Genomic DNA, 24,564 nt, shown 5'->3' with positions numbered 1-24,564 from the left:
TATTCCCTCCCTGAAATCCCCCCTTCTTTTGTATCAATCGGCTTTCGTGAGGACAGTGTGTCTAAAGGTGTTGTGTTATCGGTCTTGGCCTCGGTGTTGTTTGCCGTGATGTATTACTTCACGTCGCTGCTTACGCCCTTGAGCGGCCTGGAGATCTTCGGCTGGCGCATGTTGTTGACGGTGCCCTGCATGACCGTGTTCATGATTGTCAGCGGCGAGTGGCGACGGGTGTGGGAACTGGTTCGCCTAGTTGCGGCCAAACCCGCGCTGATCGGCGGGGTCGTGGTGTCTTCGGCCCTGCTGGGGGTGCAGTTGTGGCTGTTCATGTGGGCGCCGCTCAACGGTCGCAGCCTGGATGTATCGCTGGGCTATTTCCTGCTGCCATTGACGATGGTGCTGACCGGTCGGCTGGTGTATGGCGAACAATTGTCACGCCTGCAAAAGATTGCGGTGTTCTTCGCCGGTGCTGGTGTGCTGAACGAGTTGTATCAGGTGGGCGGATTCTCCTGGGCAACCCTGGTAGTGATTATCGGCTACCCGGTTTACTTCGTACTGCGCAAACGCCTGAAGACCGACCACCTCGGCGGGCTGTGGCTCGATATGGCGCTGATGTTGCCGGTGGCACTGTGGTTCGTGCAAAGCGGCGAACAGGGTTTTGCCGTGCTCGACGCCCACAAGGGCTTGTACGCCTTGATCCCGATGCTGGGCTTGATCAGTGCGTCGGCGCTGGTGTGCTACGTCGTCGCCAGCCGCTTGTTGGCCTTCAGCCTGTTCGGGCTGCTCAGCTATGTAGAACCGGTGCTGCTGCTCGGCGTGGCCTTGTTGTTGGGCGAAAGCATCAAGGCGGGGGAATGGCTGACGTATCTTCCGATCTGGCTCGCGGTGATGGTGCTGGTGTTTGAAGGCTTCAAGCATTTGGTGCGTCAGCAGAAGGCCTGACAGCGCTTTTTTTTGCTGCCATTTCGAGCATTACAGCCGTTTGCGACAACCCCCCTCGGATGGCCCCGTAATACGGAATCCTGCCTTGGATTTCGTCGCCTATTTGCGTCAGTGCGGCGTCCATTTGCGCCTTTTCAACGCCAAACAGCTTACCGAGCCGGTTGCCATGGTTGAGTTCAAGCAAGGTGCCGGTGACGGGGTTTTTGACGATTTTTTCGATGGACTGCGCCACATCCTCAGGCACGCCCAGTGCGATCAAGGCCGTCCCAATGCCTGAACCCGGATTCTTCAGTTGGCGGATGAACTCGTCGAACAGCCCCCATAAATCGTTGGCACCCACATTATCCAGGCTGACACTGACGACCGTTTTCAAGTACTGCTCTCGCGAAACAGGCGACAGCGGCTGGTCATTGTTCAGGCCGTTTTTCACAAAGTAGAAGTTGCCCTTGTTACCTCCTCCATGGAAGTTGCCGTAGGCATCGTACTGATAGAGTACGGTTTCTCCGTCCGGACGTGTGCCTGCGAAAGTCACCCGGCCATCACGGGTCTCAACTTTCAGGTAGGTCCCCGTCAGCCCGTTGACCGGTACCGGCGGCACGCTTGGGTGCTTGTCCAGGCGATTGAAAATATCGCCCTTTTCGTAGCCAAAAGGCCCGACCACGGCATTGATATCGCCTGCGGCGAAGCGCGTCATCGTGTCTTTTACCCGCTTTGTCTGATCGGCAGGCGCATTGCGGGAAAAATGCCCGGCAAATACATCCAACTTGTCAGGGTCGATGGCGACCTCTTTGAGCCAGGCGTTCATTTCTTCAAGGTTATTGAATTCGAAGAACGAATTGCCCTCCACGTCAGGAATGTACAACAGGATATTCGTTCCGGTTTCAGAGGCGGGTACGCGTTTGACCACCAGAATGTCGCTCGACTGGATCCCGTCCACCGCGAACGTGCAGACCTGCGCGCCGACGGTTGATGAGGTACCCGGGGCCAATACGGCATTGGCCAGTTCGACGCCTGCGGCGGTCAGCTCGCCCTGCGCACTGCTCCATTCCACGTTCGAGGAAAACGTCACGCGGGCGACAGTGGCAGGACTTAATGGGGAGGGAACAGTTGGGGCCAAGGGACTGATGGCGGGTACGTCGTTGACGGCTGCTGCCTGATTCAAACCTGGAGGTGGACTACCGGTGTGCGTAATGACTGTCATACATGAACCTCAACTGGGCATATGACACTGAGTAACGCTGGCAGTGAATTCCGTTCCTGGCCGCTAGCAACCGCCTATGTCCCGATGTTTCTGCCGGGCAACAAAAAGCCCGGCCAGGTGCAATCCCGGTCGGGCTTTTTTGTGTATCGCCCAGGCGATCAGTCAGCGGTCAACACACCACGACGCACTTGGTCGCGCTCGATGGATTCGAACAGCGCCTTGAAGTTGCCTTCACCAAAGCCGTCGTCACCCTTACGCTGGATGAACTCGAAGAACACCGGGCCCATCAGGGTTTCCGAGAAGATCTGCAGCAGCAGGCGCTTGTCCCCCGCCACTGACGAGCCGTCCAGCAGGATGCCCCGTGCCTGCAGTTGATCCACCGGCTCGCCGTGGTTCGGCAGGCGGCCTTCGAGCATCTCGTAGTAGGTGTCTGGCGGCGCGGTCATGAAGCGCATGCCGATCTTCTTCAACGCATCCCAGGTCTTGACCAGGTCATCGGTGAGGAAGGCAACGTGCTGGATGCCCTCGCCGTTGAACTGCATCAGGAACTCTTCGATCTGCCCGGCACCCTTGGACGATTCTTCGTTCAGCGGGATGCGGATCATGCCGTCCGGGGCGCTCATGGCCTTGGAGGTCAGGCCGGTGTATTCGCCCTTGATGTCGAAATAGCGCGCCTCACGGAAATTGAACAGCTTCTCGTAGAAGTTCGCCCAGTAGGCCATGCGGCCGCGGTACACGTTGTGAGTCAAGTGGTCGATGACCTTGAGGCCCGCGCCCACCGGGTTGCGCTCGACACCTTCGAGGTACACGAAGTCGATGTCATAGATCGAGCTACCTTCACCAAAGCGGTCGATCAGGTACAGTGGCGCGCCGCCAATGCCCTTGATCGCCGGCAGGTTCAACTCCATCGGGCCGGTTTCGATATGGATAGGCTGGGCGCCCAGTTCCAGGGCCCGGTTGTAGGCCTGTTGCGAGTCCTTGACGCGAAACGCCATGCCGCACACCGACGGGCCGTGCTCGGCCGCAAAGTAGGAGGCGATGCTGTTGGGTTCGTTGTTGAGGATCAGGTTGATCTCGCCCTGCCGGTACAGGTGTACGTTCTTGGAACGGTGGGTCGCGACCTTGGTGAAGCCCATGATCTCGAAGATCGGCTCCAGGGTGCCCGGGGTTGGCGATGCGAATTCGATGAACTCAAAGCCCATCAGGCCCATTGGGTTTTCGTACAGGTCTGCCATTTTCGGTGCCTCATCATCATTCTTGTAATTAACAAATGTTTATTTGCGAGCAAGGATGAGGTCAGCGGGTGGCGCACAGGAGATACCCCGCACGCTGCGGGCGAGGAAGTCACCAAAGATGAGGGGGGACCCGAGTAGCTTCATGGTTACATCAGTCTCTGACGGGCGAGGCTTGCGTTAGCGCAAGTCCTTATTCTTGTATGCGTAAATCGATTCTACACAGCGTAAACAGATTTGTCCGTACTCTTATCTGATCCCCATTGCCCTGGCCCGCGCAAGGGGTTTGTTGCACAGATAGATGCCCAGCAGAATGACCGCCCCACCCAGCAGCATCGGCACGGTCAGTTGCTCGCCAAGCAGCAATGCGCCGCAGATCACTGCCGTCAGCGGATTGAGGGCGATAAATACACCCGCACGGGTGGCGCCGATGCGGCGCAGGCCATCGTAGTAGCCGATGTAGGCCAGTGCCGAGCCCAGCACGCCCAGGTACAGCAAACTCATCAGTTGGGGCAGATCAATCCGGCCCAATGCGGCCACCGTTAGTCGGCCCGTCACCAGCGTGGTGATCGTCAGCATCAGCGTGCCCAGCAGGATCGACCAGGTCACGGTTTGCAACGGCCCCAGGCGCTGGTTGAGACCCCGGGAAAACAGCGAGTACACGCCCCACCCCACCACGCAGCCGAAAATCAGCAAGTCGCCGACCCACGCATCTGCCGTGCCCTGCAGCAACTGCGGGTTGCGACTGACGATCACCAGCCCTGCGCCACCCAGGCACAGCGCGATCCCCACCAGCTTGAAGCAGCCCAGGCGTTCCTTGAACAGCAGCCACGAGGCCAGGCCAATCACTGCCGGGTTCAGCGCCACGATCAACGACGCCCGGGACGCATTGATGTAATGCAGGCCGTAGAAAAAACACAGGTTGTAGAAAAAGATCCCGAAAAAGCCCAGCACCATCAATTGCATCCATTGCGCGGTGGTCGGACGCACCAGGCGAATACGCGCGGCGCCCAGGAAGGCCAGCAGCGCCAGGCTGGCCAGTGCAAAGCGCACGGTCGCCGCCAACAGTGGGTCCAGGCCTGCCGCCAGATAGCGCCCGGCAACGAAGGTGCCGCCCCAGATCATGGTCACGGCCGCCAGCTTCAGATACGTCAGACGGTCAGGGCTCGGGTTCATCAGATTTCTACTCACAAGACACGGGATTGGCTTATTGTTTGGCTAATCCCCGATCATCGTAAAATGAGTAAATACTCATGACCCTTACCCAACTGGAAATCTTTTCCCTGGTGGCCGAACTGCAAGGTTTCACCAGCGCCGCCAATCGCCTGGGCATCAGCCAATCGGCGGTGTCCCATGCGATCAAATCCCTGGAGCAGGAACTGGGTGTGGAGTTGATCCGACGTCATCAGTCCCAGGTCGAACTCAGCGATATCGGCCAACAACTGCTGTTGCGCGCCCGGGCCATGCTCGGGTTGGCCAACACGCTGCAACAGGAAGCCGCCGATGCCCGCGGGATGAAGCGCGGCACGCTGCGCATCGGCTCGTTCGGGCCGACCTCATCGATTCGCTTGTTGCCCGCGATCCTGCGGCATTTTCGCGAGCAGCATCCGGGCATCGAGGTGCATGTCGACGAAGGCCCCGATCGCCAGGTGACGCAGTGGCTGGAAGAGCGGCGCGTCGACGTTGGGTTTGTGGTGCTGCCTGAAGAGCGCTTCGATACGTTCCCGTTGATTGAGGACCAACTGGTCGCGCTGCTGCCCTTGGGGCATCACTTGGGCGCGCAGCCAAGTGTCAGCCTGAAAGCGCTGTGTGGTGAACCTTTTATCCTGACCCAGGCCGGCTCTGCCGAACTGGTCTCAAGGCTGTTCGTCGGTGCAGGGTTGCAGCCGGATGTGCGTTACCGCTGCTCACAGCTGCTCAGCACCCTGGACACCGTGCGCCGGGGCGACGGCGTGACCATTGTTGCCGAGTTGTCGCTGCCTGAATCCACGCAGGCGGATTACCTGATCAAACCGCTCAAGCCTGCCGTCAAACGCCAGGTGGGGCTGGCGGTACTGGACCGTCGGCAGTCCTCGCCGGCAACCCTGGCATTTATTCAACTGGCCACACGGTTGAAGCTTTATTGAACATGCACAGACGCCTGCCGCCATCTATCATGGCCAATACCGATACGCTTTGTTGGAAGGCCACCGAGGTTGTCCCGACCGCATTTGAGCGTCCTATTGCCCTCTCCCGCTACAGGCTGCGCAAATGCCACTGACCGTCAAAGGCCCCCGAAAGGCCTCTACTCGCCATCTGATCACCCTGCTCAGTGGCGCGCTGCCCATTTTGCTGGGTGTGCTTATCCTGTATTGGCAAGCCGGGCGCACCCTCGAGCACAGCACCGCGCAAACCGCCCAGGAGGCCGTGCGCCAGTTTGACCTGATGCTCGACAACACCGCCCTCGCCGCCCAGGACCTGCTGCCACTGGCCGGCCATGAATGTGATAACCCGACTCAACTGAAGCTGCGGGAACAGGTCACCCGCCGGCCGTTCGTGCGCGCCACCACCTTGTCCTGGCAGCGCAACATCTATTGCAGCTCGTTGTTTGGCGGCAACTACCAGTCACCGGTCAACCCTGAGGACTACGTCGGCGGCCGTCTCTGGCTGATGAAAGGCAACCCGGTGACACCCGACACCGCATTGCTGGTTTATCGCCTCACCGAGGGAGACCGGGGGGCCTTTGCCTCCATCGATGGCTACCACCTGACAAACGCCTTGCGCCTGATCAGCCGATATACCGACCTGGTGTTGCAGGTGGGGCCTAACTGGCTGGCGGCGGATGGCAAGGTGCACAGCACAACGCTGCCGACATTTTCCGTCGCGCATCATCATCTCGACTCCACACGGTATACCTACAGCGTGGAAGCCGGGATGCCGGAGGGTGAAACCTGGCGCTACATGCAGGCGCGGTATCCTGCACTGTTCGTTCTGGTGGTGTTTTTCGGCGTGCTGGCAGGCATCCTCGCCCACTGGCTGCAAAAGCGCTCATCGGCACCGACCCTGGAACTGCAACGGGCCCTGGGCGCCAATGAATTTGTGCCCTATTACCAGCCAGTGGTGCGTGGCGACAACATCCGGCAGTGGGCCGGCTGTGAAGTGCTGATGCGCTGGAATCATCCCAGGGAAGGCCTGGTGCGCCCGGACCTGTTCATTCCCCTGGCCGAACATTCGGGCCTGATCGTACCGATGACCCGCGCCCTGATGCGCCAGACCGCCGCACAGTTGGCGCCCCACACCGCGCGGTTTGCCGACAATTTTCACGTGGGCATCAACATTACCGCTCGCCATTGTCACGACCTGGAGCTGGTGGAGGACTGCCGGGAGTTCCTCGCTGCCTTCCCGCCGGGCAAGGTGATCCTGGTCCTGGAGTTGACCGAGCGCGAGTTGATCGAACCCACGGATATCACCCGCCAGCTGTTCCAGGCGCTGCATGAAATGGGGGTAATGATCGCGATCGACGACTTTGGCACCGGCCACTCCAGCCTGGGTTATTTGCGCAACTTCAATGTCGATTACTTGAAGATAGATCAAAGCTTCGTGGCAATGATCGGTGTTGATGCACTCTCGCGGCATATACTCGACAGCATCATTGAACTGTCTGCCAAGCTGGACCTGGGCATCGTTGCCGAAGGCGTCGAAACACAAGAACAATGCGACTATCTGGCGGCCCAAGGCGTTGATTTCTTGCAAGGCTACCTGTTTGGCAAGCCTGTACCTTGCGACGAGTTCATTAGATTCCTGAACAGCCATTGAATAGCCAGCCACTTCAACGGAAATATTGTTATTTATACAAAAGACATGATTTACTCATGACTGATTAACTACTACAATTTTTCCTGCCTGTGCTGAATTGGCAGGAAGGCCACTTTCATTGAGTCGCCTTAAGGCTCTTGGCTTATCGCTTTGTTTGCAGTAGATATCAGCCAAATACACTATTGGAGTATAGATTTTGTCCAGACTCGCCGAATTTCGCGCAGCAGAAAAAGCCCTTCAAGAGCAGCTTGCCCAGCTGGAATCCCTGAAGAACGATGCTGGTTTGAAGAAAGAAATCGAATTCGAAGAAAAGCTGCAAGGGCTGATGAAGACCTACGGCAAAAGCCTGCGCGACATCATCTCCATCCTGGATCCTAACCCGGGCAAGTCCGGCGCTTCCGTCGCTGCCGCACCCAAACAGCGCCGTGCCCGCGTCGTCAAGGTTTACCACAACCCGCACACGGGTGAACTGATCGAAACCAAGGGCGGCAACCATCGCGGCCTGAAGGCGTGGAAAGAACAGTACGGCGCAGCCACTGTAGACTCCTGGCTTCGCGGCTAATGCTTTGCGGCTAGTACAAACGCACTAAGAAAAGCCCTGCACATGCAGGGCTTTTTTGTTTACAGGCATCGATAGTGAAACAAATCAGGACGCTGGCACTTTCAAAAGCGAACTTTAAAAAACATTTCACTTTGTTCAAATCGACTTATTTGTCGCGATGCCTACAACGCTCAAAGTTTAAGGCTGTCACGCACCGAACTGACTTCATCCTTGCTTGATTCGTAAGCGTCGGCCTGGCCTGCGTATGAAAAAACATAGGCCTTATCGGTATCGACAGCCCCCACCAACGTTTGCGACAGCACATGCCGACCGTTCTCGGTGATTACACAGGTAGTTTCCAATGCCTCAAGCCGGCTCAATGTTGTGGGGTGCATCTTGGTGCACACACTTTGATAACCACCCTGGGCAAAGTCCTTCTGGATGGATTTGCGCATTTCCAGCAGCACACCTTGCAGGTTGACCGTATGCCCCGCTTCGATTGGCGTGCCTGTCAACTCCATGACCATCAAGGTCGCGCCATTCTCATCATTCTTTATGGCCCGCTGGCGGGACACCGCCGACGGTTGCGCCGGGGCCTGGTCGTCGGGCGCCACTTCCTCTACCTGCCAGCCGCTGGGCCAATGAATTTCCGGGTCAGCCGCCCATGCAGCGGTGCTGCCCAGCAACAGGCCCAGGGTACTCAACAACGGTGCGCGAAATCCGGTCATTACGAAAAACACTCAAGGTTCAAGCGACAAAGTTTGGGCCCCTGCACCCGCTGGCCGCAAGGGTTGCGTGACCTTTTTCATTTGGCGCAACCGGCAGGGCTGCGTATCATGGACCGGCTGCACGGATGCCAGCCGCAAGCCAAGGGATGCTCCAACCGGAGCCACGTTTGCCCCATTTTTCTCTGGAGGGCCCATGAGCCTGCACGAACTGAACACTTTCCCGGGCGTCACCGCCCAGCCTGACGCCGCCACCACGAACTTCGTATTCAACCACACCATGCTGCGGGTCAAGGACATCACCAAGTCGCTGGATTTCTACACCCGCGTACTGGGTTTTTCCCTGGTTGAAAAACGTGACTTCCCGGAAGCCGAATTCAGCCTGTACTTCCTGGCCCTGGTCGACAAGGCCCAGATCCCGGCCGACGCTGCCGCCCGCACCCAGTGGATGAAGTCGATCCCGGGCATCCTCGAACTGACCCACAACCACGGCACCGAAAACGACGCGGACTTTGCCTACCACAACGGCAACACCGACCCGCGTGGCTTTGGCCATATCTGCATCTCGGTGCCGGACATCGTTGCTGCCTGCGCGCGCTTTGAAGAACTGGGCTGCGACTTCCAGAAGCGCCTGAGTGACGGCCGCATGAAAAGCCTGGCCTTCGTGAAAGACCCGGATGCGTACTGGGTTGAAATCATTCAGCCAACGCCGCTGTAAGGTTCCGCCGGCAATAAAAAACCCCATGATCACTCATGGGGTTTTTCATTTCCGGGCCGGAATTTACGCCGGGGCGGAAGTGCGGATCAGGTGATCGAAAGCACTCAGGGAAGCCTTGGCGCCCTCGCCTACTGCTATTACGATCTGCTTGTACGGCACAGTCGTTACGTCGCCGGCGGCAAAAACGCCTGGCAACGAAGTCTCACCACGTGCATCGACGATGATCTCGCCACGTGGAGTCAACTCCACAGTGCCTTTGAGCCAGTCGGTGTTGGGCAGCAAACCGATCTGTACAAAGATGCCTTCCAGGTCGATAGTCTTGAATTCGCCACTGTCGCGATCCTTGTAGGCCAGGCCGGTAACTTTCTGGCCATCCCCCTTGACCTCACTGGTCAGCGCGCTGGTAATCACGTCAACGTTCGGCAGGCTGTACAGCTTGCGCTGCAACACGGCGTCGGCGCGCAACTTGCTGTCAAACTCAAGCAAGGTCACGTGGCTGACGATACCGGCCAGGTCGATGGCTGCTTCAACGCCGGAGTTACCACCGCCGATCACCGCCACGCGCTTGCCCTTGAACAGCGGGCCGTCGCAGTGCGGGCAGAAGCACACGCCTTTGGCCTTGTATTCCTGCTCGCCCGGTACACCCATTTCACGCCAGCGGGCACCGGTGGCCAGGATCACGGTCTTGGACTTGAGGGTCGCACCGCTTTCGAAACGGATTTCGTGCAGCTCACCGTTGTTTTTCGCCGGGATCAGCGCAGTAGCACGCTGCAGGTTCATGATGTCCACATCGTACTGACGCACGTGGGCCTCCAGGGCGCTGGCGAGTTTCGGCCCTTCGGTTTCCTGTACCGAGATAAAGTTCTCGATCGACATGGTGTCCAGCACCTGCCCGCCGAAGCGCTCGGCTGCAACGCCGGTACGGATGCCTTTACGTGCAGCGTAGATAGCCGCTGCCGAACCCGCTGGGCCACCGCCGACGACAAGTACGTCGAACGCATCTTTGGCGCTGATTTTCTCGGCGGCTTTTTCGATACCGCTGGTGTCGAGCTTGGCGAGGATTTCTTCCAGGCCCATGCGGCCCTGGCCGAAGTTCACACCATTCAAGTAAACGCTGGGCACGGCCATGATCTGACGATCATCGACTTCTGCCTGGAACAGCGCACCGTCGATGGCGACGTGGCGGATGTTCGGGTTCAATACTGCCATCAGGTTCAGCGCCTGGACCACGTCCGGGCAGTTCTGGCACGACAGCGAGAAGTAAGTCTCGAAGCTGAACTCGCCTTTAAGGGCGCGAATCTGTTCAATCACTTCGACACTGGCCTTCGAGGGGTGGCCGCCGACTTGCAGCAGCGCCAACACCAGCGAAGTGAATTCATGGCCCATTGGGATGCCGGCAAAACGCAGGCTGATATCGGCACCCGGGCGGTTGATGGAGAACGATGGCTTGCGCGCATCATTGCCATCGCTTTTCAGGGTAATCAGCGTCGAAAGGCTGGCTACATCCTGCAAGAGGGCAAGCATTTCCTGGGATTTCGCACCGTCATCGAGGGAGGCGACGATCTCGATCGGCTGGGTGACCCGTTCCAGGTATGACTTCAACTGAGCTTTAAGATTGGCGTCCAACATACGGGCGATTTCCTATTAATTCGGTTTATTGCAGACAAAAAAACGCCCGAGCGAATCTCGCCCGGGCGTTTCGAGGGCGGATGCAGCTTACTTAGGTGCGGTAACCCGCCCTTGGCATTTCACAGACTTAGATCTTGCCGACCAGGTCCAGGGACGGAGCCAGGGTGGCCTCGCCTTCTTTCCACTTGGCTGGGCAGACTTCGCCCGGGTGAGCAGCAACGTACTGGGCCGCCTTGATTTTGCGCAGCAGCTCGGAAGCGTCACGGCCAACGCCGCCATCGTTCAGTTCAACGATTTTGATCTGGCCTTCAGGGTTGATCACGAAGGTGCCACGGTCTGCCAGGCCAGCTTCTTCGATCAGCACGTCGAAGTTGCGGGAGATGGTCAGGGTCGGGTCGCCGATCATGGTGTACTGGATTTTGCCGATGGCTGGCGAGGTGTTGTGCCAGGCAGCGTGGGCAAAGTGGGTGTCGGTGGAAACGCTGTAGATTTCGACGCCCAGTTTCTGGAATTCGGCGTAGTTGTCAGCCAGGTCTTCCAGTTCGGTTGGGCAGACGAAGGTGAAGTCGGCTGGGTAGAAGAAGACGACAGACCATTTGCCTTTCAGGTCAGCATCAGTCACGTCTACGAAGTTGCCGTTTTTGTAGGCGGTAGCTTTGAACGGTTTTACTTGGCTGTTGATGATAGGCATCGTTGACTCTCCGTCAGGGTTGTAGAAGGGCTTAGTAAGTTGATGAGGTGAATCCTACCCACTCTCCCGGCCGATGGCTCATTGGCAAACCTGATGCTGACGATTGGTTTTCACTATCAAGAGACTGTATTAATAGAAGAAACCTTGAATCACTCGAGGGATGCCCGGGTCATGCCGAGAAAGGGCGTCGCTTCAACATAGCGCATGGCCGATTTCATGTCTTTCCAGCCGACGTAAGTCATCAACGACTTCAAGTCCCAGCCACTGCGATGAGCCCAGGTAGCGAAGCCCCGGCGCAGGGAGTGGCTGGTGTACTGATCGGCCGCAATCCCGGCGCGCTCCAGCGCCTGGCGCAATAGCGGGATCACGCTGTTGGCGTGCAAGCCCTCCTCGCCCAGGTTGCCCCAACGATCAATGCCGCGAAACACCGGGCCGCGCACCAGCGCTGAAGCGCTGAGCCATTCGCTATAGGCCTGCACCGGGCACAGCCGCAACAGCGCCGGCGTCTGGTAGGTGCGGCCGATATTTTCCCGATCACTTTTGCTGCGCGGTAGATACAGGGTGATGCCCGAACCGGGCACCGCCTGCACGTGCTCGATATTCAGCCGGCACAACTCATCGCTGCGAAAGCCACGCCAGAAACCCAGCAGGATCAACGCTGCGTCACGCTTGGCCCGCAGCCATCGGGGATGGTCTTCTGCGCCTCGGGCGTCGTGGCCTTCCTGTTCGAGGAACTGGATGACCTGCTCCAGGTGCTGCAGCTGTAATGGCTCCGCCTGTTTTTCCTGAGCCGGGTGCAGGGCGCGAATGCCTTTCAGGACTTTGCGCACCACTGGCGCCTTGGTCGGATCAGGAAACCCCTGGCTGGTGTGCCACTGGGCCAGCGCCGATAAACGCAGCTTCAACGTGTTGACCGACAGCACGCCCGCATGCGCCACCAGATAGCGCGCCACGCTGTCGCTGGTCGCCGGCAGGAATCCACCCCAATTCACCTCGAAATGCTCGATTGCCACTCGATAGCTGCGGCGGGTGTTATCGCGGGTGGCCGCATTCAGATAACGGTCCAGCTCACTCATGCCTGTACTGCCATTGGCTGTTGTCCATTTCAAAACCTGTATCACACGGGATAATACGCCAATATCCCATCTGATAAATCATCAATTTCGGCTTTAAAACAATCGTGATATAGTACGTATATACATACTACGTACCACAGTACCAAATCGACGGAGACTCCATGGCTCGCGGCGGCATCAATAAAGCAGTAGTTCAAACGGCACGCCTGGCAATCCTTGCCCGTGGCGAAAACCCGAGCATCGATGCAGTACGCATCGAGATGGGCAATACCGGCTCGAAAACCACGATTCATCGCTATCTGAAGGAGCTGGACGAAAGCGAAACCCGCCAGACCATCACCGAAGCGCCCATTGACGACGAACTGGGTGAACTGGTGGCGCGACTGGCCCAGCGCCTGAAGGAGAAGGCCCAGGAGCCTATCGACCTGGCCCTGGCGCAGTTCCAGCAACAGAAAACCGCCCTGCTCGCCCAGGTTGAGGAGCTGGAAGCGGCCCACTCCCAGCTCAAGCAGCAGTTCGATATCCAGTCCGCCGCCCTGGCCGATGAAAGCGCGGCCTTGCAAAGCACTCGCTCCAGCCTGCAAACCGAGCAAACCCGCAACGCCGGGCTGAGCCAGGCGTGCAGCGATTACGAGTTGCGGATCAACGACAAGGACGAGCAGATTCGCTCACTGGAAGAAAAGCACCTGCATGCCCGGGACGCCCTGGAGCATTACCGCAATGCGATCAAGGACCAGCGTGAACAGGAACAGCGTCGCCATGAAGGCCAGTTGCAGCAGGTCCAGGCAGAGCTGCGCCAGGCCCAGCAGAGCGCGATGGTGCGCCAGGATGAAATCACTCAGTTGCACCGCGATAACGAGCGCCTGCTGATCGAGCATCGGGTGACCGTGAAGGAATTGAGCGCACTGCAGGAACAGGCTCGCCAGGACCGCGAACAGCAGCGTCAATTGAGCGAGCAAGTGAGCGTGATCGACAGCGAGCGTACCCTGTTGCAGGAACGCTTGCGGGTTGCCCAACTGGAGAATCAGGCGCGCCAGGAAGCGCTGGCCGAGCATCAGAAGGCCAACAAAACCCTGGAACTGGACCTGGTCAAGGCCCAGGCCAGTATTGATGCGCTGCGCCTGGCAGCCGTCGTTGCGACGGTGCCGGAAGCAACTACCGAGGGCTGATTACTGCGCCACTGGCGTGCGCATGGTGACGAACTCTTCCGCCGCCGTTGGGTGCACGCCGATGGTTTCATCAAAATGCTGCTTGGTCGCGCCCGCCTTGAGCGCGATCGCCAGGCCCTGCACGATCTCGCCAGCGTCGGGGCCGACCATGTGGCAACCCAGGACCTTGTCGGTCTCGGCGTCGACCACCAGCTTCATCAAGGTCTTTTCCTGGCAGTCGGTCAGGGTCAGTTTCATCGGCCGGAAGCGGCTTTCGAACACCTGCACCTTGTGCCCGTCTTCACGGGCCTGCTCTTCGCTGAGGCCCACGGTGCCGATATTCGGCAGGCTGAACACCGCCGTCGGGATCATCGCGTAGTCCACCGGACGATATTGCTCAGGCTTGAACAAGCGACGTGCCACGGCCATGCCTTCAGCCAGGGCCACTGGCGTCAGTTGCACGCGGCCGATCACATCACCAATCGCCAGGATCGACGGTTCGGCGGTCTGGTACAGCTCATCCACTTCGACAAAGCCGCGCTTGTCCAACTTGACGCCAGTGTTTTCCAGCCCCAGGTTATCGAGCATCGGGCGTCGGCCAGTGGCGTAGAACACGCAATCGGCTTCCAGCACGCGGCCATCTTTCAAGGTGGCCTTGAGGCTGCCATCGGCCTGCTTGTCGATACGCTCGATGTCGGCGTTGAACTGCAGGTCCAGGCCGCGCTTGGTCAGTTCCTCCTTCAAGTGCGTGCGCACCGAGCCGTCAAAACCGCGCAGGAACAGGTCGCCGCGATACAGCAGCGAAGTCTGTGCGCCCAGGCCATGGAAAATCCCGGCGAACTCGACGGCGATATAGCCACCGCCGACTACCAGCACACGCTTGGGCAGCTCCTTGAGGAAAAACGCCTCATTGGAGCCAATGGCGTGCTCGCTCCCCGGGATGTCCGGGATCTGCGGCCAGCCACCGGTGGCCACCAGAATGTGCTTGGCGGTAAAACGCTCGCCGTTGATTTCTACCTGGTGCGGGTCCACCAGCCGCGCATGCCCTTCGTGCAGGGTCACGCCGCTGTTGACCAGCAGGTTGCGGTAGATGCCATTGAGACGGTTGATTTCACGATCCTTGTTGGCGATCAGGGTCGCCCAATCGAAGTTCGCTTCACCCAGGGACCAGCCAAAACCGCTGGCCTGCTCGAAGTCTTCGGCGAAATGCGCGCCGTACACCAACAGTTTCTTCGGTACGCAGCCCACATTCACGCAGGTACCGCCCAGGTAGCGGCTTTCAGCCACCGCCACTTTGGCGCCAAAACCCGCAGCGAATCGTGCAGCGCGCACACCGCCGGAACCGGCACCAATTACATAAAGGTCAAAATCGTAGGCCATTTCACTCTCCTCGGCAGGACAACAGCATACCTGCTGCCGCGCCAGAGGTCAGCGCCTTACCAGCGATACGTCGCGCTGGCCTGCAACGAACGGGTTGCGCCCCAGTAGCAAAGGAAACCGTTGCTGCAGTAGGCCAGGTATTCCTTGTTGAACAGGTTGCTGGCGTTGAGGGCCAGGCGCCAGTTCTGCACGTCATAGTGCGCCGCGGCATCAAACAGCGTGCGCGATGACACCTCCAGCGTGTTGTCGGCGCTGCCGTAGCTCGGCCCGAAATAGCGCGCACCCGCCGCGAAACCGACGCCCTGCAGCGGGCCGTCGTGGAAGGTGTAGTCCGCCCACAGCGAGGCACTCTTGCCCGGGATGCCGGTCGGGTGTTCGCCCTGGTCGCCGTCATTGGATTTGAGGATGCGCTGGTCCATCCAGGTGTAAAAACCGATCAGGCTGAGGTTCGAGGTGACCTCGGCATGGGCTTCCAGCTCGATGCCGCGGGAGCGGATTTCGCCTTTCTGCGTGGCAAAATTGGGGTCGACATCGTCGGTGGTCAGGACGTTTTGCTGACGCAGGTCGAACACTGCCGCGCTGTACAGGCTGCGGGAGCCCACAGGCTGGTATTTAACGCCGGCTTCGTACTGCTTGCCGGTGGTCGGCACAAATGTCGCGCCCAGCCGGTCAGTGCCCAGTTGCGGCTGGAACGATTCGCTGTAGCTGACATACGGCGCAACGCCGTTATCAAACACGTAGCTCAGGCCCGAACGCCAGGTGAGTTTCTCGTCGTGCTGGCGCGTGTTGCTCAGGTTGGCGCCAGTCAACGCGCTGTCCTGATTGTCGTAGGTACGCGCCCAGTCTTGCCGCACACCGATCAGCCAGCGCCAATGGTCGAAGCTGAGCTGGTCCTGCAGGTACACGCCAAACTGGCTCTGGGTGGTGTATTGGTTGATGGACACCGGCACCCTCGGCAAGGCGCTGAAGTCGGGGTTGTAGATATTGATCGCACTCGGGAAATACTGACCGCCCCGGTTGATGGTCTGCAACAGCCGCTGGAAGTCCGCCCCCATCAGCACAGTGTGCTTGACCGGGCCGGTGCTGAAGTCGGACTGCAACTGGTTATCAAGGGCGAACTGGCCAAGGTGCTCATGATTGACGTTGGCCCACAGCGGCGCGGTGGCAAGGTTGGCGTCCAGCGGCCCGGTGAGGGAAGTCTGGTAGTAGTCGACGTCATCATGCATATAGCGCAGGTGCTGGCGAAAGCTCCAGGTGTCGTTGAACCGGTGGCTGAACGCGTAGCCCAGGGAAAACTGATTGCGCTTGAAGCGATCGCGGTCCGGGTCGCCCAGGTAATCATCGGGGCGCAAGCGCCCATTCGGGTTGTGCAGCGCGGTGCCATACGCGGGTACCGGGTTGAACAGCCCACCTTCCGGGTCGTATTGATAGTTGGCCAGCAGGGTCAGGCTGGTGTCGTCGTCGATGTTCCAGGTGATGGCCGGCGCGATGGCGATGCGCTGGTCCTTGATGTGATCGGTCTGGGTATCGGCCATGCGGCCCAGCCCGGTCAGCCGATAGGTCACATCGCCCTGCTCGTCCAGGCGCCCGCCAAAATCGAAGCCGGCCTGATAGCGGTTGTCATTGCCCACGCTCATTTGCAACACGTGCAGTGGCTCATCCGTCGGCCGCTTGCTCTGCATGTCCACCAGGCCGCCCGGCCCGCTCTGGCCGTACAGCACGGAAGCTGGCCCGCGCAGCACGTCGATGCGCTCCAGAAACCAAGGGTCGACCCGAGGCGTAGCGAACCAGGTCGTGCGATTGAGCTTGAGCCCGTCGAGGTAGGAGTCGGCATCGAAGCCGCGAATGCTCAACTGGTCAAACCGCAGGTCGTTATCCTGGGAGTAAACCCCTGGTGTGTAGCGCAATGCCTGGTCGACGGTTTGCGCCGCCTGGTCATCCATCTGCTGGCGGCTGACCACCGAGATCGATTGCGGCGTCTCCACGATCGGCGCGCCGGTTTTGGTGCCCACGGTGGTGTTGCGCGCCACATAGCCTGGCACCACGCCGTCTGCCGGCTCGGCCTCGGCGGCTGTCACCGCGGTGTCCTTCAACACGATGGGCGCGTCATCGGCCCACACAACAGGAGCAAGCGCCAACACCACCAGCGCCAGCCTGGAAAGGTAAAACGGAGGAGAAGACAACGCACCGGACATGACGATTCCTTGAAAAGTCTTTTTGTTAATCGTTCTTATTTAATATTGAATCGCGTTAAAGATCCGGTCATTCTTCTACGCGCATGGGTCAATTAATGACCGTTCCAACCTACATCTCAGGAATCATTCTTGATTGGACAACATCTGGCGTAAACGCTTTGGGGCGCCCGCTCGCAGCACCAGCGAGGAATTACGGGTTCGGGCCCATGACTATGTCGATGGCGCACGAGAGATTTGGCACAGCCATGAATATGGCCAACTGGTGCACGCCACCCAAGGCGTGATCCGGGTGTTGACCCGCATGGGCGCCTGGACCGTCCCGCCGGCATACGGCTTTTGGATTGCGCCGGGTGTCGACCATGAATTGCACATGGTCGGTGAGGTTGCGATGCGCGCACTGTACGTGGAAAGCGATCAATTACCCACGGCGTGGCAATCCTGCCGATTGATCAGGGTAGAGCCGCTGCTGCGGGAGCTGATTCTGGGCATGCTCGCACCCGACGCCCACACTGCCCTGCTCACGCCATTGCTGCTGCACCAGTTGATATCCGCGACTGAAACCGAAGGCTGCAGCCTGCCATTGCCCCGGGACAAACGCCTGCTCAGTGTGTGTGAAATGCTTCTGGAAGACCCGGCGAACCCGGCCACCCTGGAAGACTGGAGTGAATCCATCGGCGCCAGCGTGCGCACCCTGCGCCGGCGGTTTCGGGATGAAACCGGGCTGAGCTTCAACCAATGGCGCCAGCAGCTACGGATTGCCGAAGCCGTTTGCCAGTTAGCCCAGGGCCGACCATTGGGGGCTATTGCACGGGACATGGGCTATGCCAACGGCAATGCGTTTGGTGCAATGTTCAAGCGGGTACTGGGCGAAGCCCCCAGCCGCTATTTGGGCAAGGCATAAAAAAACCTGCGGTCTTTCGACTCGCAGGCTTTTTCAACGGGCTGGCAACGATGAATCAGTAAGCCTTGCCAGTCTTGTAGAAGTGCTCGTAGCAGAAGTTGGTCGCTTCGATGTAGCCTTCAGCGCCACCGCAGTCAAAACGACGACCCTTGAACTTGTAGGCAATCACGCAACCGTCTTTTGCCTGCTTCAGCAGGGCGTCGGTGATCTGGATCTCGCCACCCTTGCCCGGCTCGGTTTCTTCGATCAGCTTGAAGATGTCCGGGGTCAGGATGTAGCGGCCGATGATCGCCAGGTTCGACGGAGCATCTTCCGGCGCTGGCTTTTCAACCATGTCGCGTACGCGGATCAGGCCATCACCGATATCGTCGCCGGCAATCACGCCGTACTTGTTGGTTTCCTGAGGATCGACCTCTTGAACCGCGACGATGGTGCAACGGTACTTCTGGTACAGCTTGACCATCTGGGTCAGGACGCCGTCGCCTTCCAGGTTTACACACAGGTCATCGGCCAGTACCACGGCGAACGGTTCGTCACCGATCAGCGGACGACCGGTCAGGATCGCGTGCCCCAGGCCTTTCATTTGGGTCTGGCGGGTGTAGGAGAACGAGCACTCGTCGAGCAGCTTACGGATGCCGACCAAGTATTTTTCCTTGTCGGTGCCCTTGATCTGGTTTTCCAGCTCGTAGCTGATGTCGAAGTGGTCTTCCAGGGCGCGTTTGCCACGGCCGGTCACGATCGAGATTTCGTTCAGGCCGGCATCCAGTGCTTCTTCCACGCCATACTGGATCAGTGGCTTGTTCACCACCGGCAGCATTTCTTTGGGCATGGCCTTGGTCGCTGGCAGGAAGCGAGTGCCGTAACCGGCTGCTGGGAACAAGCATTTCTTGATCATATGAGTCCTTACAAAGGGCTGTGCGTACGAAATTCGGCGCAGTCTAATCAGGCCGCAGTCACCTTACAATGGGTCCTGCTGGCGTTGCGATGTCAACATAGAGAAAAAATGTCGGCGTAAGTTCCGCCGGCATTCAATCAAGTACCTTCGCCGCTGTTAGAAATCGTCGGCTTGTGCCCGTCATTCAAAGGGCTCCAACCTTTTTAGCATGCTTTATGGCGATCGGCACTGACCTGCAACAACTTGCGCCGCCCCACGCCGTTTGGCGCTATCATTACGCCCTTGAACCAGACAACGAGATTGATAGATGTCAGAACCAAAAGGCGTGAACGGCTACCTGATCACCAAGCGAGCGGACGGCTGGCACTTGATCAACTTCCATGGCGACAGCGTTGCCGGCGCATTCGCGACCGAAGCTCAAGCCTGTGCCGTGGCCGAAGTGTTTGTGGATGAGGCCGGCCACGCGTCGAGCAAGCGTCCGAAAACCAAGTAACACCGCGGTAACGCCAATCAAGCCTCGTTTGACGGGGCTTTTTTGTGTTTGTCTGTACGTTGATGGCGGTTCGCTATAATCTCGCCTGTAACGCCCCACGACAGTGTCAGCGCTCCCCTCCAACACCCTGATGACGACTCCTACATGAACAAGATCCTGGCACTGATTGCGGTACTGGCGCTTACCGGTGGCTGCACCACCACTTCCGACACGGTCCTGAAGAACGGCGAACAAGGACTGGCCATCGACTGCTCCGGCGAAGCCAACTCCTGGGCCAGCTGTTATGAAAAGGCTGATGCGTCCTGCGCGGGCACCGGCTACCGGATTGTCGGCACCGAAGGCACACCGGCCCTGAAAGAAAGCGACAAGACCCTGGGCAAGGATGTCGGCAACTACAAGACCCGCAGCGTGACGGTGGTCTGCAAATAATTACATGTGAATTTCGGCGAACTTGATGCCCAGGCCGCGAATGGTCTCGATCAAGTCGTCCAGGCGGGAGAAGGATTCGACTTCATCCTGGTCATCCACCAGGAAGTAACTGCGACCGCCGCTCTTCTTGAAGAACACGATCCACTCGCCCGTATCCGCGGGATTTTGAATCACATGGGTCGCAGAAATATGCCCCCCTGCATGCTGTTCCCTGACTTGCTCACGTTTCATGACTGAGTTTCCGAAAAGACAATGCCGCTGATTCAGCGGCATTTTTTATGGGTTATCGACAGTTTAACGGATGCCTTGCCCGATCAGTACGCCATCGACCGTCTGCCCGTAAAGATTGACGCCGTCATTGGCGTGGAACTTCACCCGGGTTTTCTCCACGGAGCCGTCCACGAGGCGCGGGTCCTGAGGACGCTCGTGACGGTTGACGTAGGCCGCCACGTCCCAGGCTTGCTGGTCGGTCAGGCTGCCGCCCTGGCCCAGGGGCATGTTGTGCTTGATGAAGGACGCTGCCGTATTGATTCGATGCATCCCGGCGCCCCAGTTGTAGGAGTCTTTACCCCAGAGCGGCGGCATCACGTAGTTGTCGCCCACTTTCTGGCCCTGGCCTTCGGCGCCATGGCACACCGCGCACTGGCCCTTGTAGACCTCTGCGCCCTGGGCCAGGTCGTAACCCTTGGCGGGTGCCGGCACGTCCGGGTAGCCACGGCCCGGCAGTTCGACGCCCAAGGGAGCCTTGCTCGCCAGCCAGTAGGCATATACCGACAGCGCGGTAATCTCCGGGCTGTCTGCAGCCGGTGGCGTGCCGCCATTCATGCTGAACTGGAAACAGCCCTGCAAACGCTCGGCGAAGGTGTTGACCTTGTCGTTCTTTTTCCGATACGCCGGGTACATCGGGTAGGCACCCCACAGCGGCGCCGAATTGGCCAGGCGACCCTGGTCCAGGTGGCAATTGCTGCAATTGAGGCCATTACCGACAAATTGCGGCGCCAGGCGCTTGGTGTCGACAAACAGCGCGTAGCCCTGTTTCACCAGCTTGCCGTAGGCGTTGTCCGGCAGCTCGCTTTCTTTGGGCGGCTGGAACTGCACGGCAGCCCCATGAGCGCCGGCTGGCTGCAACTGTGACTGGTCTTCCATGGCAATAGGGGCGGCATGGACGGGTACGCCGATCAGGCTTCCCAGCAGCGGAGCAAACAAGAAGCGCTTCATGGCTTGGCCTCCTGGCCGCTCAACGAGGCAAAATAGGTGGCCACGGCCTGCACTTCTTCAGCGCTGAGGGATTTGGCGATATGGCCCATCAGAGCATTCGGATCGTTATGGCGCGTGCCGCTGCGCCAGGCGTTCAACTGCGCCGCGAGGTAGGCCGCAGATTGTCCGGCCAGGGGTGGAAACCCGTCGCCGACGCCCACGCCGGCCGGGCCATGACAGCTGACACAGGCCGGAATCTGGCGCTCCCACGCACCTTGCAGGGCAATCTTTTGCGCAGCGTCAGTAGGCATCTCGCTGCGGTGCACCGGCACAGGTGCGGGCGCAGGCATTGCCGCCAGCTGCCGGGTTACAGCGCTGACTTCCTCTTCCGTGAGGGCGTTGGCCAGTGGCTGCATCACCGGGCTGTTCCGGGCGCCACTTTTAAAATCCTGCAGCTGCTTACGCAAATACACCGCCGATAAACCGGCCAAACGCGGAAAACCCGCGGCTGCCAGCCCCAGGCCATCAGCCCCGTGGCAGGCCACACACGGCGCAGCTCCCGGCTGCGAGCCGCCCTGCATATAAACGTTTTTCCCCTCCAGCGCGTGGGCATTGCCCAACATCAGCAACAACGCGCTACCCATCAGAACTCGTTCCATAGACATCATCACGACTCCATTTTTATAGTTATATGCTTAGGCGAATTAGGCATAAGCCTACAAATGGTAGGGCAATGGCCCGGTCGCGACAACACTCATTCGCGAGTAAAGGACGGCGTACTGAACCTCGCGCACAAAAAAGCCCGACGCTGCGGCAGCAGGGTCGGGCTTCTTGATCGGATTCGAGGTGGGCGGCTACAGACTCAGCCGGAAATGCACGCTTCCCCCGCAGCCTTCACGTCACCTGGACGAATAGGCACATTGGACATGCTCTCGTAGAGCTTGATACTGCTCCCGCTGGAGCGCTCTTCAATTTCAAAAATGGCCGAAGGGTCGGCAGAAAACTTCTGCGGTACGATAACTTGAACACCATCCTTGTGAGGCTCGATCTGCGAAGGCCTGCGGGTTTTAGACAATTTCTGGACAACGCACGCCGCGTATTCCTGTGGTTTTTTCCCGGAGATCACTGCCAGCGTTGGTGGGGTCTGCTTGATATCCGCCACCGAAGCACATCCACCCAACGCCAGGGCCAGAACCAACACACTCCACTTCATATAAAAACCTCCGATAAAGACCCTACGACAGCGAAGAAGGTATTTTTCTCCCGCCCACGTAGGATTTATCCCTGATAACTCGGTAAATAACTGTTTTAAATTGTCGAAGTCGTCGACGACGGTCCGATAATAAACGTGCTGGGGCTGATAAACTCCATCTTAACCTACGTATCGTTCTGATTTTTCAGAAAAAGCCCTTCTGGAGACACCTTATGAAATTCATCCACCAGCGTGAGCACCTCAATGAAGGAGATATTGTCGTCATTGAATGCTCGCAAACCTGCAACATCCGCCTGATGAGCGATGCCAACTTTCGCAGCTTCAAGAACGGCGGCCGCCATACTTACCACGGCGGCGCGTTCGACAAGTTCCCGGCAAAAATCACTGCGCCCAGCACCGGGTTCTGGAACATCACCCTGGACGTCGTGACCCGCCGCGCCATCAGCGTGACCAAAAAGCCGACCTTGTCCCACAAGATCCGCATTGTGCGCCGCACCAATTCGAAACTGAGCTGACAGGAATGCCCGTGACTACCACCAAATATGTGATCAAGTACAAACTCAACGGTGAGCGCCGCTTCGAGTTCGCCCAACTGCAAGCAGGCAGCGTGGAGGAAGCCAAGGAAGCCCTGACGAAAATCCACGATGCCAGCGATGAGATTACCGACATCAATGTGAGCAAGGCGCTGTAATTCGAGCGCAAGCATCGGAGTGTTCTGACGCTGACGACTTTCTAGACTGGCAGCCCTAATGCGCTGCCACAGGAACTTGTCGATGCCTTCCACTCCACTGCATGAACGCCTGGCCAAGCTGGACTGGGCCGCCATCGAGCAAGCCCTCGATGAACAGGGTAACGCACTGATTCCGGCCCTGCTGGATCAGCAGGAATGCGCTGAACTGAGCGGCCACTACCCCCGACCCGAACTGTTTCGCTCCCATGTGATGATGGCCAGGCACGGCTTTGGCCGGGGCGAATACAAATATTTCCGCTACCCGCTGCCAGCGCCGATCTGCGCGCTGCGTGAACAGCTGTATGGGTTCCTGGCGCCCCAGGCCAATCGCTGGAACGAACAGATGAACCTGCCGATCACCTATCCGGTGCACCATGCCGACTTCATTGCCCGCTGCCACGCTGCCGGGCAGCAACGCCCTACCCCGTTATTGCTGCAATACGGCCCAGGCGACTACAACTGCCTGCATCAGGATCTGTACGGGGAACATGTGTTTCCCCTACAAGTAGCCATCCTGTTGTCGCAGCCGGGAGAGGACTTTCGTGGCGGGGAGTTGGTGCTGACGGAGCAGCGGCCAAGAATGCAATCCCGGGCTCAGGTCGTCCCTCTCAACCAGGGTGACGCGGTAATCTTCGCGGTCAATCAGCGACCCATGCCGAGTGTGAGGGGGTTTCATCGGGTGACCTTGCGCCATGGGGTCAGTGTTCTGCACAGTGGTACCCGGCATACCTTGGGAGTGATTTTTCACGATGCGCAGTAAGACCCTTCCCGGATCAACCGCCGATTTGTTCGCCGATGAGGCGCTGCAACAGCCCCCGGGGCGCGAGCAAATCGGTGAACAATCCTACGTCCTCAGAGGCTATGCCCTGCCCTGGGTCGAGCGTTTGCTACCGGAGCTACGACGGGTATTGGCTCAATCGCCCTTCCGGCAAATGGTCACGCCCGGTGGTTTTACCATGTCGGCGGCGTTAAGCAGTTGCGGTGACTTGGGCTGGACGACCTACTCCACCGGTTATCGCTACTCCCCGATTGACCCGAATAACCAACAACCCTGGCCAGCCCTGCCGGCCGCATTGCGCGAACTGGCCGTGATGGCCGCAGCAGATGCAGGTTTCGACGATTTCGAGCCGGATGCCTGCCTGATGAACCGCTATGTGCCAGGCGCGAAAATGTCCCTGCACCAGGACAAGAACGAGCGTCGCTATGCCGCCCCGGTGGTCTCCGTGTCATTGGGTTTACCGGCGATCTTCCTGTTCGGCGGCCATGAGCGCAGCGACAAGACGCAAAAAGTCTCGCTGTTCCATGGCGACGTAGTGGTATGGGGCGGCGTGGACCGCCTGCGCTTTCACGGCGTGATGCCGATCAAGCCCGGCACGCATCCGGTCATGGGGCCGCAGCGCATCAACCTGACGTTTCGCACGGCCGGATGAATTTGA

General features: G+C 58.9%; 27 protein-coding genes. 13 read left to right on the top strand and 14 right to left on the bottom strand.

The genetic code is table 11. The annotated features are described in order from the left end of the window. Positions 1 to 57: 57 nt before the first annotated feature. Positions 58 to 939 (top strand): EamA family transporter RarD, encoded by an 882-nt coding sequence (rarD, locus tag HX821_RS07640; protein ID WP_023658818.1) that lies wholly within the window; start codon positions 58 to 60, stop codon positions 937 to 939. Here rarD and HX821_RS07635 read toward each other — a convergent pair. The 3 genes from HX821_RS07635 to HX821_RS07625 form a co-directional block, all read right to left on the bottom strand. Beyond that, on the bottom strand, positions 908 to 2,140 hold the full coding sequence (locus HX821_RS07635) for a dermonecrotic toxin domain-containing protein (RefSeq protein WP_256344230.1): 1,233 nt from the start codon (positions 2,138 to 2,140) through the stop codon (positions 908 to 910). The two genes, rarD and HX821_RS07635, sit on opposite strands and share 32 nt — an antisense overlap. A 158-nt stretch (positions 2,141 to 2,298) precedes the next feature. Continuing rightward, a complete protein-coding gene (gene hppD, locus HX821_RS07630; protein WP_003212566.1) occupies positions 2,299 to 3,375 on the bottom strand; it encodes a 4-hydroxyphenylpyruvate dioxygenase in 1,077 nt (358 codons plus the stop codon). Positions 3,376 to 3,621: 246 nt separating this feature from the next. Beyond that, a complete protein-coding gene (locus HX821_RS07625; RefSeq protein ID WP_177035522.1) occupies positions 3,622 to 4,548 on the bottom strand; it encodes a DMT family transporter in 927 nt (308 codons plus the stop codon). Between the two features lie 77 nt (positions 4,549 to 4,625). On the opposite strand from HX821_RS07625, the gene HX821_RS07620 reads away from it, so the two are divergent. The 3 genes from HX821_RS07620 to HX821_RS07610 all read left to right on the top strand — a co-directional run bounded on the left by HX821_RS07620 (position 4,626) and on the right by HX821_RS07610 (position 7,729). Beyond that, positions 4,626 to 5,498 (top strand): LysR family transcriptional regulator, encoded by an 873-nt coding sequence (locus HX821_RS07620; RefSeq protein WP_177035521.1) that lies wholly within the window; start codon positions 4,626 to 4,628, stop codon positions 5,496 to 5,498. Between the two features lie 124 nt (positions 5,499 to 5,622). Then, positions 5,623 to 7,167: an EAL domain-containing protein gene (locus HX821_RS07615; RefSeq protein ID WP_177035520.1), complete on the top strand. Its 1,545-nt coding sequence runs from the start codon at positions 5,623 to 5,625 to the stop codon at positions 7,165 to 7,167. 196 nt (positions 7,168 to 7,363) lie between these two features. After that, on the top strand, positions 7,364 to 7,729 hold the full coding sequence (locus HX821_RS07610) for a histone-like nucleoid-structuring protein, MvaT/MvaU family (RefSeq protein ID WP_003212570.1): 366 nt from the start codon (positions 7,364 to 7,366) through the stop codon (positions 7,727 to 7,729). A 170-nt stretch (positions 7,730 to 7,899) separates the two neighbouring features. Here the strand turns inward: HX821_RS07610 and HX821_RS07605 are convergent, their stop codons facing one another. Continuing rightward, the gene (locus tag HX821_RS07605) at positions 7,900 to 8,436 is read right to left on the bottom strand and encodes a DUF4946 domain-containing protein (protein WP_008432526.1); all 537 of its coding nucleotides are present in this window, start codon (positions 8,434 to 8,436) and stop codon (positions 7,900 to 7,902) included. Between the two features lie 193 nt (positions 8,437 to 8,629). On the opposite strand from HX821_RS07605, the gene gloA reads away from it, so the two are divergent. After that, entirely contained in the window at positions 8,630 to 9,151 is a 522-nt protein-coding gene (gene gloA, locus HX821_RS07600) for a lactoylglutathione lyase (RefSeq protein ID WP_008432524.1), read from the top strand. 63 nt (positions 9,152 to 9,214) lie between these two features. Here the strand turns inward: gloA and ahpF are convergent, their stop codons facing one another. The 3 genes from ahpF to HX821_RS07585 all read right to left on the bottom strand — a co-directional run bounded on the left by ahpF (position 9,215) and on the right by HX821_RS07585 (position 12,547). Next, on the bottom strand, positions 9,215 to 10,780 hold the full coding sequence (gene ahpF / locus HX821_RS07595) for an alkyl hydroperoxide reductase subunit F (RefSeq protein ID WP_003212573.1): 1,566 nt from the start codon (positions 10,778 to 10,780) through the stop codon (positions 9,215 to 9,217). 127 nt (positions 10,781 to 10,907) lie between these two features. Beyond that, positions 10,908 to 11,471 (bottom strand): alkyl hydroperoxide reductase subunit C, encoded by a 564-nt coding sequence (ahpC, locus tag HX821_RS07590; protein ID WP_003173835.1) that lies wholly within the window; start codon positions 11,469 to 11,471, stop codon positions 10,908 to 10,910. Positions 11,472 to 11,620: 149 nt separating this feature from the next. Further along, positions 11,621 to 12,547, bottom strand: coding sequence for a site-specific integrase (locus HX821_RS07585; RefSeq protein ID WP_177035519.1), 927 nt, complete (start codon positions 12,545 to 12,547; stop codon positions 11,621 to 11,623). Between the two features lie 161 nt (positions 12,548 to 12,708). Here HX821_RS07585 and HX821_RS07580 point away from each other — a divergent pair, with 161 nt between their 5' ends. After that, positions 12,709 to 13,716, top strand: coding sequence for a DNA-binding protein (locus HX821_RS07580; RefSeq protein ID WP_003212575.1), 1,008 nt, complete (start codon positions 12,709 to 12,711; stop codon positions 13,714 to 13,716). Here HX821_RS07580 and gorA read toward each other — a convergent pair whose 3' ends face one another. Further along, the gene (gene gorA, locus HX821_RS07575; protein WP_177035518.1) at positions 13,717 to 15,075 is read right to left on the bottom strand and encodes a glutathione-disulfide reductase; all 1,359 of its coding nucleotides are present in this window, start codon (positions 15,073 to 15,075) and stop codon (positions 13,717 to 13,719) included. Positions 15,076 to 15,131: 56 nt separating this feature from the next. After that, positions 15,132 to 17,270, bottom strand: a complete 2,139-nt coding sequence (locus HX821_RS07570) for a TonB-dependent siderophore receptor (protein ID WP_134326572.1) — start codon at positions 17,268 to 17,270, stop codon at positions 15,132 to 15,134. 133 nt (positions 17,271 to 17,403) lie between these two features. On the opposite strand from HX821_RS07570, the gene HX821_RS07565 reads away from it, so the two are divergent. Beyond that, a complete protein-coding gene (locus HX821_RS07565; RefSeq protein WP_102604912.1) occupies positions 17,404 to 18,171 on the top strand; it encodes a helix-turn-helix domain-containing protein in 768 nt (255 codons plus the stop codon). A gap of 55 nt (positions 18,172 to 18,226) precedes the next feature. On the opposite strand, the gene galU is transcribed toward HX821_RS07565, so the two are convergent. Further along, positions 18,227 to 19,066, bottom strand: coding sequence for a UTP--glucose-1-phosphate uridylyltransferase GalU (gene galU, locus HX821_RS07560; protein WP_003212579.1), 840 nt, complete (start codon positions 19,064 to 19,066; stop codon positions 18,227 to 18,229). Positions 19,067 to 19,373: 307 nt separating this feature from the next. Here galU and HX821_RS07555 point away from each other — a divergent pair, with 307 nt between their 5' ends. Both HX821_RS07555 and HX821_RS07550 read left to right on the top strand, forming a co-directional pair. Beyond that, positions 19,374 to 19,559, top strand: coding sequence for a hypothetical protein (locus tag HX821_RS07555; protein WP_003212580.1), 186 nt, complete (start codon positions 19,374 to 19,376; stop codon positions 19,557 to 19,559). Between the two features lie 144 nt (positions 19,560 to 19,703). Further along, positions 19,704 to 19,988, top strand: coding sequence for a hypothetical protein (locus HX821_RS07550; RefSeq protein ID WP_003212581.1), 285 nt, complete (start codon positions 19,704 to 19,706; stop codon positions 19,986 to 19,988). Here HX821_RS07550 and HX821_RS07545 read toward each other — a convergent pair whose 3' ends face one another. The 4 genes from HX821_RS07545 to HX821_RS07530 all read right to left on the bottom strand — a co-directional run bounded on the left by HX821_RS07545 (position 19,989) and on the right by HX821_RS07530 (position 22,398). After that, positions 19,989 to 20,219, bottom strand: a complete 231-nt coding sequence (locus HX821_RS07545) for a hypothetical protein (RefSeq protein ID WP_003212582.1) — start codon at positions 20,217 to 20,219, stop codon at positions 19,989 to 19,991. It lies immediately after the preceding gene. A 63-nt stretch (positions 20,220 to 20,282) separates the two neighbouring features. Next, entirely contained in the window at positions 20,283 to 21,206 is a 924-nt protein-coding gene (locus tag HX821_RS07540; RefSeq protein WP_003212583.1) for a c-type cytochrome, read from the bottom strand. Further along, positions 21,203 to 21,829 carry a c-type cytochrome gene (locus tag HX821_RS07535; protein WP_177035562.1) on the bottom strand — a complete coding sequence of 209 codons (627 nt, stop codon included), beginning with the start codon at positions 21,827 to 21,829 and terminating at the stop codon, positions 21,203 to 21,205. The genes HX821_RS07540 and HX821_RS07535 overlap by 4 nt, the downstream gene beginning before the upstream one ends. A gap of 218 nt (positions 21,830 to 22,047) precedes the next feature. Further along, positions 22,048 to 22,398 (bottom strand): hypothetical protein, encoded by a 351-nt coding sequence (locus HX821_RS07530; protein ID WP_003212585.1) that lies wholly within the window; start codon positions 22,396 to 22,398, stop codon positions 22,048 to 22,050. A 212-nt stretch (positions 22,399 to 22,610) separates the two neighbouring features. On the opposite strand from HX821_RS07530, the gene HX821_RS07525 reads away from it, so the two are divergent. The 4 genes from HX821_RS07525 (at position 22,611) to alkB (ending at position 24,558) form a co-directional block, all read left to right on the top strand. Continuing rightward, on the top strand, positions 22,611 to 22,913 hold the full coding sequence (locus HX821_RS07525; protein ID WP_003212586.1) for a DUF1883 domain-containing protein: 303 nt from the start codon (positions 22,611 to 22,613) through the stop codon (positions 22,911 to 22,913). Positions 22,914 to 22,924: 11 nt separating this feature from the next. Next, positions 22,925 to 23,089 carry a hypothetical protein gene (locus tag HX821_RS07520; protein WP_177035417.1) on the top strand — a complete coding sequence of 55 codons (165 nt, stop codon included), beginning with the start codon at positions 22,925 to 22,927 and terminating at the stop codon, positions 23,087 to 23,089. A gap of 82 nt (positions 23,090 to 23,171) precedes the next feature. Then, on the top strand, positions 23,172 to 23,888 hold the full coding sequence (locus HX821_RS07515) for a 2OG-Fe(II) oxygenase (protein ID WP_177023086.1): 717 nt from the start codon (positions 23,172 to 23,174) through the stop codon (positions 23,886 to 23,888). Further along, the gene (gene alkB / locus HX821_RS07510) at positions 23,878 to 24,558 is read left to right on the top strand and encodes a DNA oxidative demethylase AlkB (RefSeq protein ID WP_177035517.1); all 681 of its coding nucleotides are present in this window, start codon (positions 23,878 to 23,880) and stop codon (positions 24,556 to 24,558) included. The genes HX821_RS07515 and alkB overlap by 11 nt, the downstream gene beginning before the upstream one ends. Positions 24,559 to 24,564 lie beyond the last annotated feature (6 nt).

Source organism: Pseudomonas sp. B6001 (assembly GCF_013386015.1).
GTDB lineage: Bacteria > Pseudomonadota > Gammaproteobacteria > Pseudomonadales > Pseudomonadaceae > Aquipseudomonas.
This window is presented reverse-complemented; position numbering and strand designations above follow the sequence as displayed.

What these genes read in the sequence shown, in the direction of transcription:
- HX821_RS07635 (WP_256344230.1), bottom strand. Translation starts at nt 2,140, where the DNA reads ATGACAGTCATTACGCACACCGGTAGTCCACCTCCAGGTTTGAATCAG.
- HX821_RS07580 (WP_003212575.1), top strand. Translation starts at nt 12,709, where the DNA reads ATGGCTCGCGGCGGCATCAATAAAGCAGTAGTTCAAACGGCACGCCTG.
- gorA (WP_177035518.1), bottom strand. Translation starts at nt 15,075, where the DNA reads ATGGCCTACGATTTTGACCTTTATGTAATTGGTGCCGGTTCCGGCGGT.
- hppD (WP_003212566.1), bottom strand. Translation starts at nt 3,375, where the DNA reads ATGGCAGACCTGTACGAAAACCCAATGGGCCTGATGGGCTTTGAGTTC.
- alkB (WP_177035517.1), top strand. Translation starts at nt 23,878, where the DNA reads ATGCGCAGTAAGACCCTTCCCGGATCAACCGCCGATTTGTTCGCCGAT.
- HX821_RS07525 (WP_003212586.1), top strand. Translation starts at nt 22,611, where the DNA reads ATGAAATTCATCCACCAGCGTGAGCACCTCAATGAAGGAGATATTGTC.
- HX821_RS07545 (WP_003212582.1), bottom strand. Translation starts at nt 20,219, where the DNA reads ATGAAACGTGAGCAAGTCAGGGAACAGCATGCAGGGGGGCATATTTCT.
- HX821_RS07540 (WP_003212583.1), bottom strand. Translation starts at nt 21,206, where the DNA reads ATGAAGCGCTTCTTGTTTGCTCCGCTGCTGGGAAGCCTGATCGGCGTA.
- HX821_RS07515 (WP_177023086.1), top strand. Translation starts at nt 23,172, where the DNA reads ATGCCTTCCACTCCACTGCATGAACGCCTGGCCAAGCTGGACTGGGCC.
- HX821_RS07530 (WP_003212585.1), bottom strand. Translation starts at nt 22,398, where the DNA reads ATGAAGTGGAGTGTGTTGGTTCTGGCCCTGGCGTTGGGTGGATGTGCT.
- HX821_RS07625 (WP_177035522.1), bottom strand. Translation starts at nt 4,548, where the DNA reads ATGAACCCGAGCCCTGACCGTCTGACGTATCTGAAGCTGGCGGCCGTG.
- HX821_RS07550 (WP_003212581.1), top strand. Translation starts at nt 19,704, where the DNA reads ATGAACAAGATCCTGGCACTGATTGCGGTACTGGCGCTTACCGGTGGC.
- HX821_RS07585 (WP_177035519.1), bottom strand. Translation starts at nt 12,547, where the DNA reads ATGAGTGAGCTGGACCGTTATCTGAATGCGGCCACCCGCGATAACACC.
- ahpC (WP_003173835.1), bottom strand. Translation starts at nt 11,471, where the DNA reads ATGCCTATCATCAACAGCCAAGTAAAACCGTTCAAAGCTACCGCCTAC.
- HX821_RS07605 (WP_008432526.1), bottom strand. Translation starts at nt 8,436, where the DNA reads ATGACCGGATTTCGCGCACCGTTGTTGAGTACCCTGGGCCTGTTGCTG.
- HX821_RS07570 (WP_134326572.1), bottom strand. Translation starts at nt 17,270, where the DNA reads ATGTCCGGTGCGTTGTCTTCTCCTCCGTTTTACCTTTCCAGGCTGGCG.
- HX821_RS07535 (WP_177035562.1), bottom strand. Translation starts at nt 21,829, where the DNA reads ATGGGTAGCGCGTTGTTGCTGATGTTGGGCAATGCCCACGCGCTGGAG.
- HX821_RS07615 (WP_177035520.1), top strand. Translation starts at nt 5,623, where the DNA reads ATGCCACTGACCGTCAAAGGCCCCCGAAAGGCCTCTACTCGCCATCTG.
- galU (WP_003212579.1), bottom strand. Translation starts at nt 19,066, where the DNA reads ATGATCAAGAAATGCTTGTTCCCAGCAGCCGGTTACGGCACTCGCTTC.
- HX821_RS07555 (WP_003212580.1), top strand. Translation starts at nt 19,374, where the DNA reads ATGTCAGAACCAAAAGGCGTGAACGGCTACCTGATCACCAAGCGAGCG.
- HX821_RS07620 (WP_177035521.1), top strand. Translation starts at nt 4,626, where the DNA reads ATGACCCTTACCCAACTGGAAATCTTTTCCCTGGTGGCCGAACTGCAA.
- ahpF (WP_003212573.1), bottom strand. Translation starts at nt 10,780, where the DNA reads ATGTTGGACGCCAATCTTAAAGCTCAGTTGAAGTCATACCTGGAACGG.
- gloA (WP_008432524.1), top strand. Translation starts at nt 8,630, where the DNA reads ATGAGCCTGCACGAACTGAACACTTTCCCGGGCGTCACCGCCCAGCCT.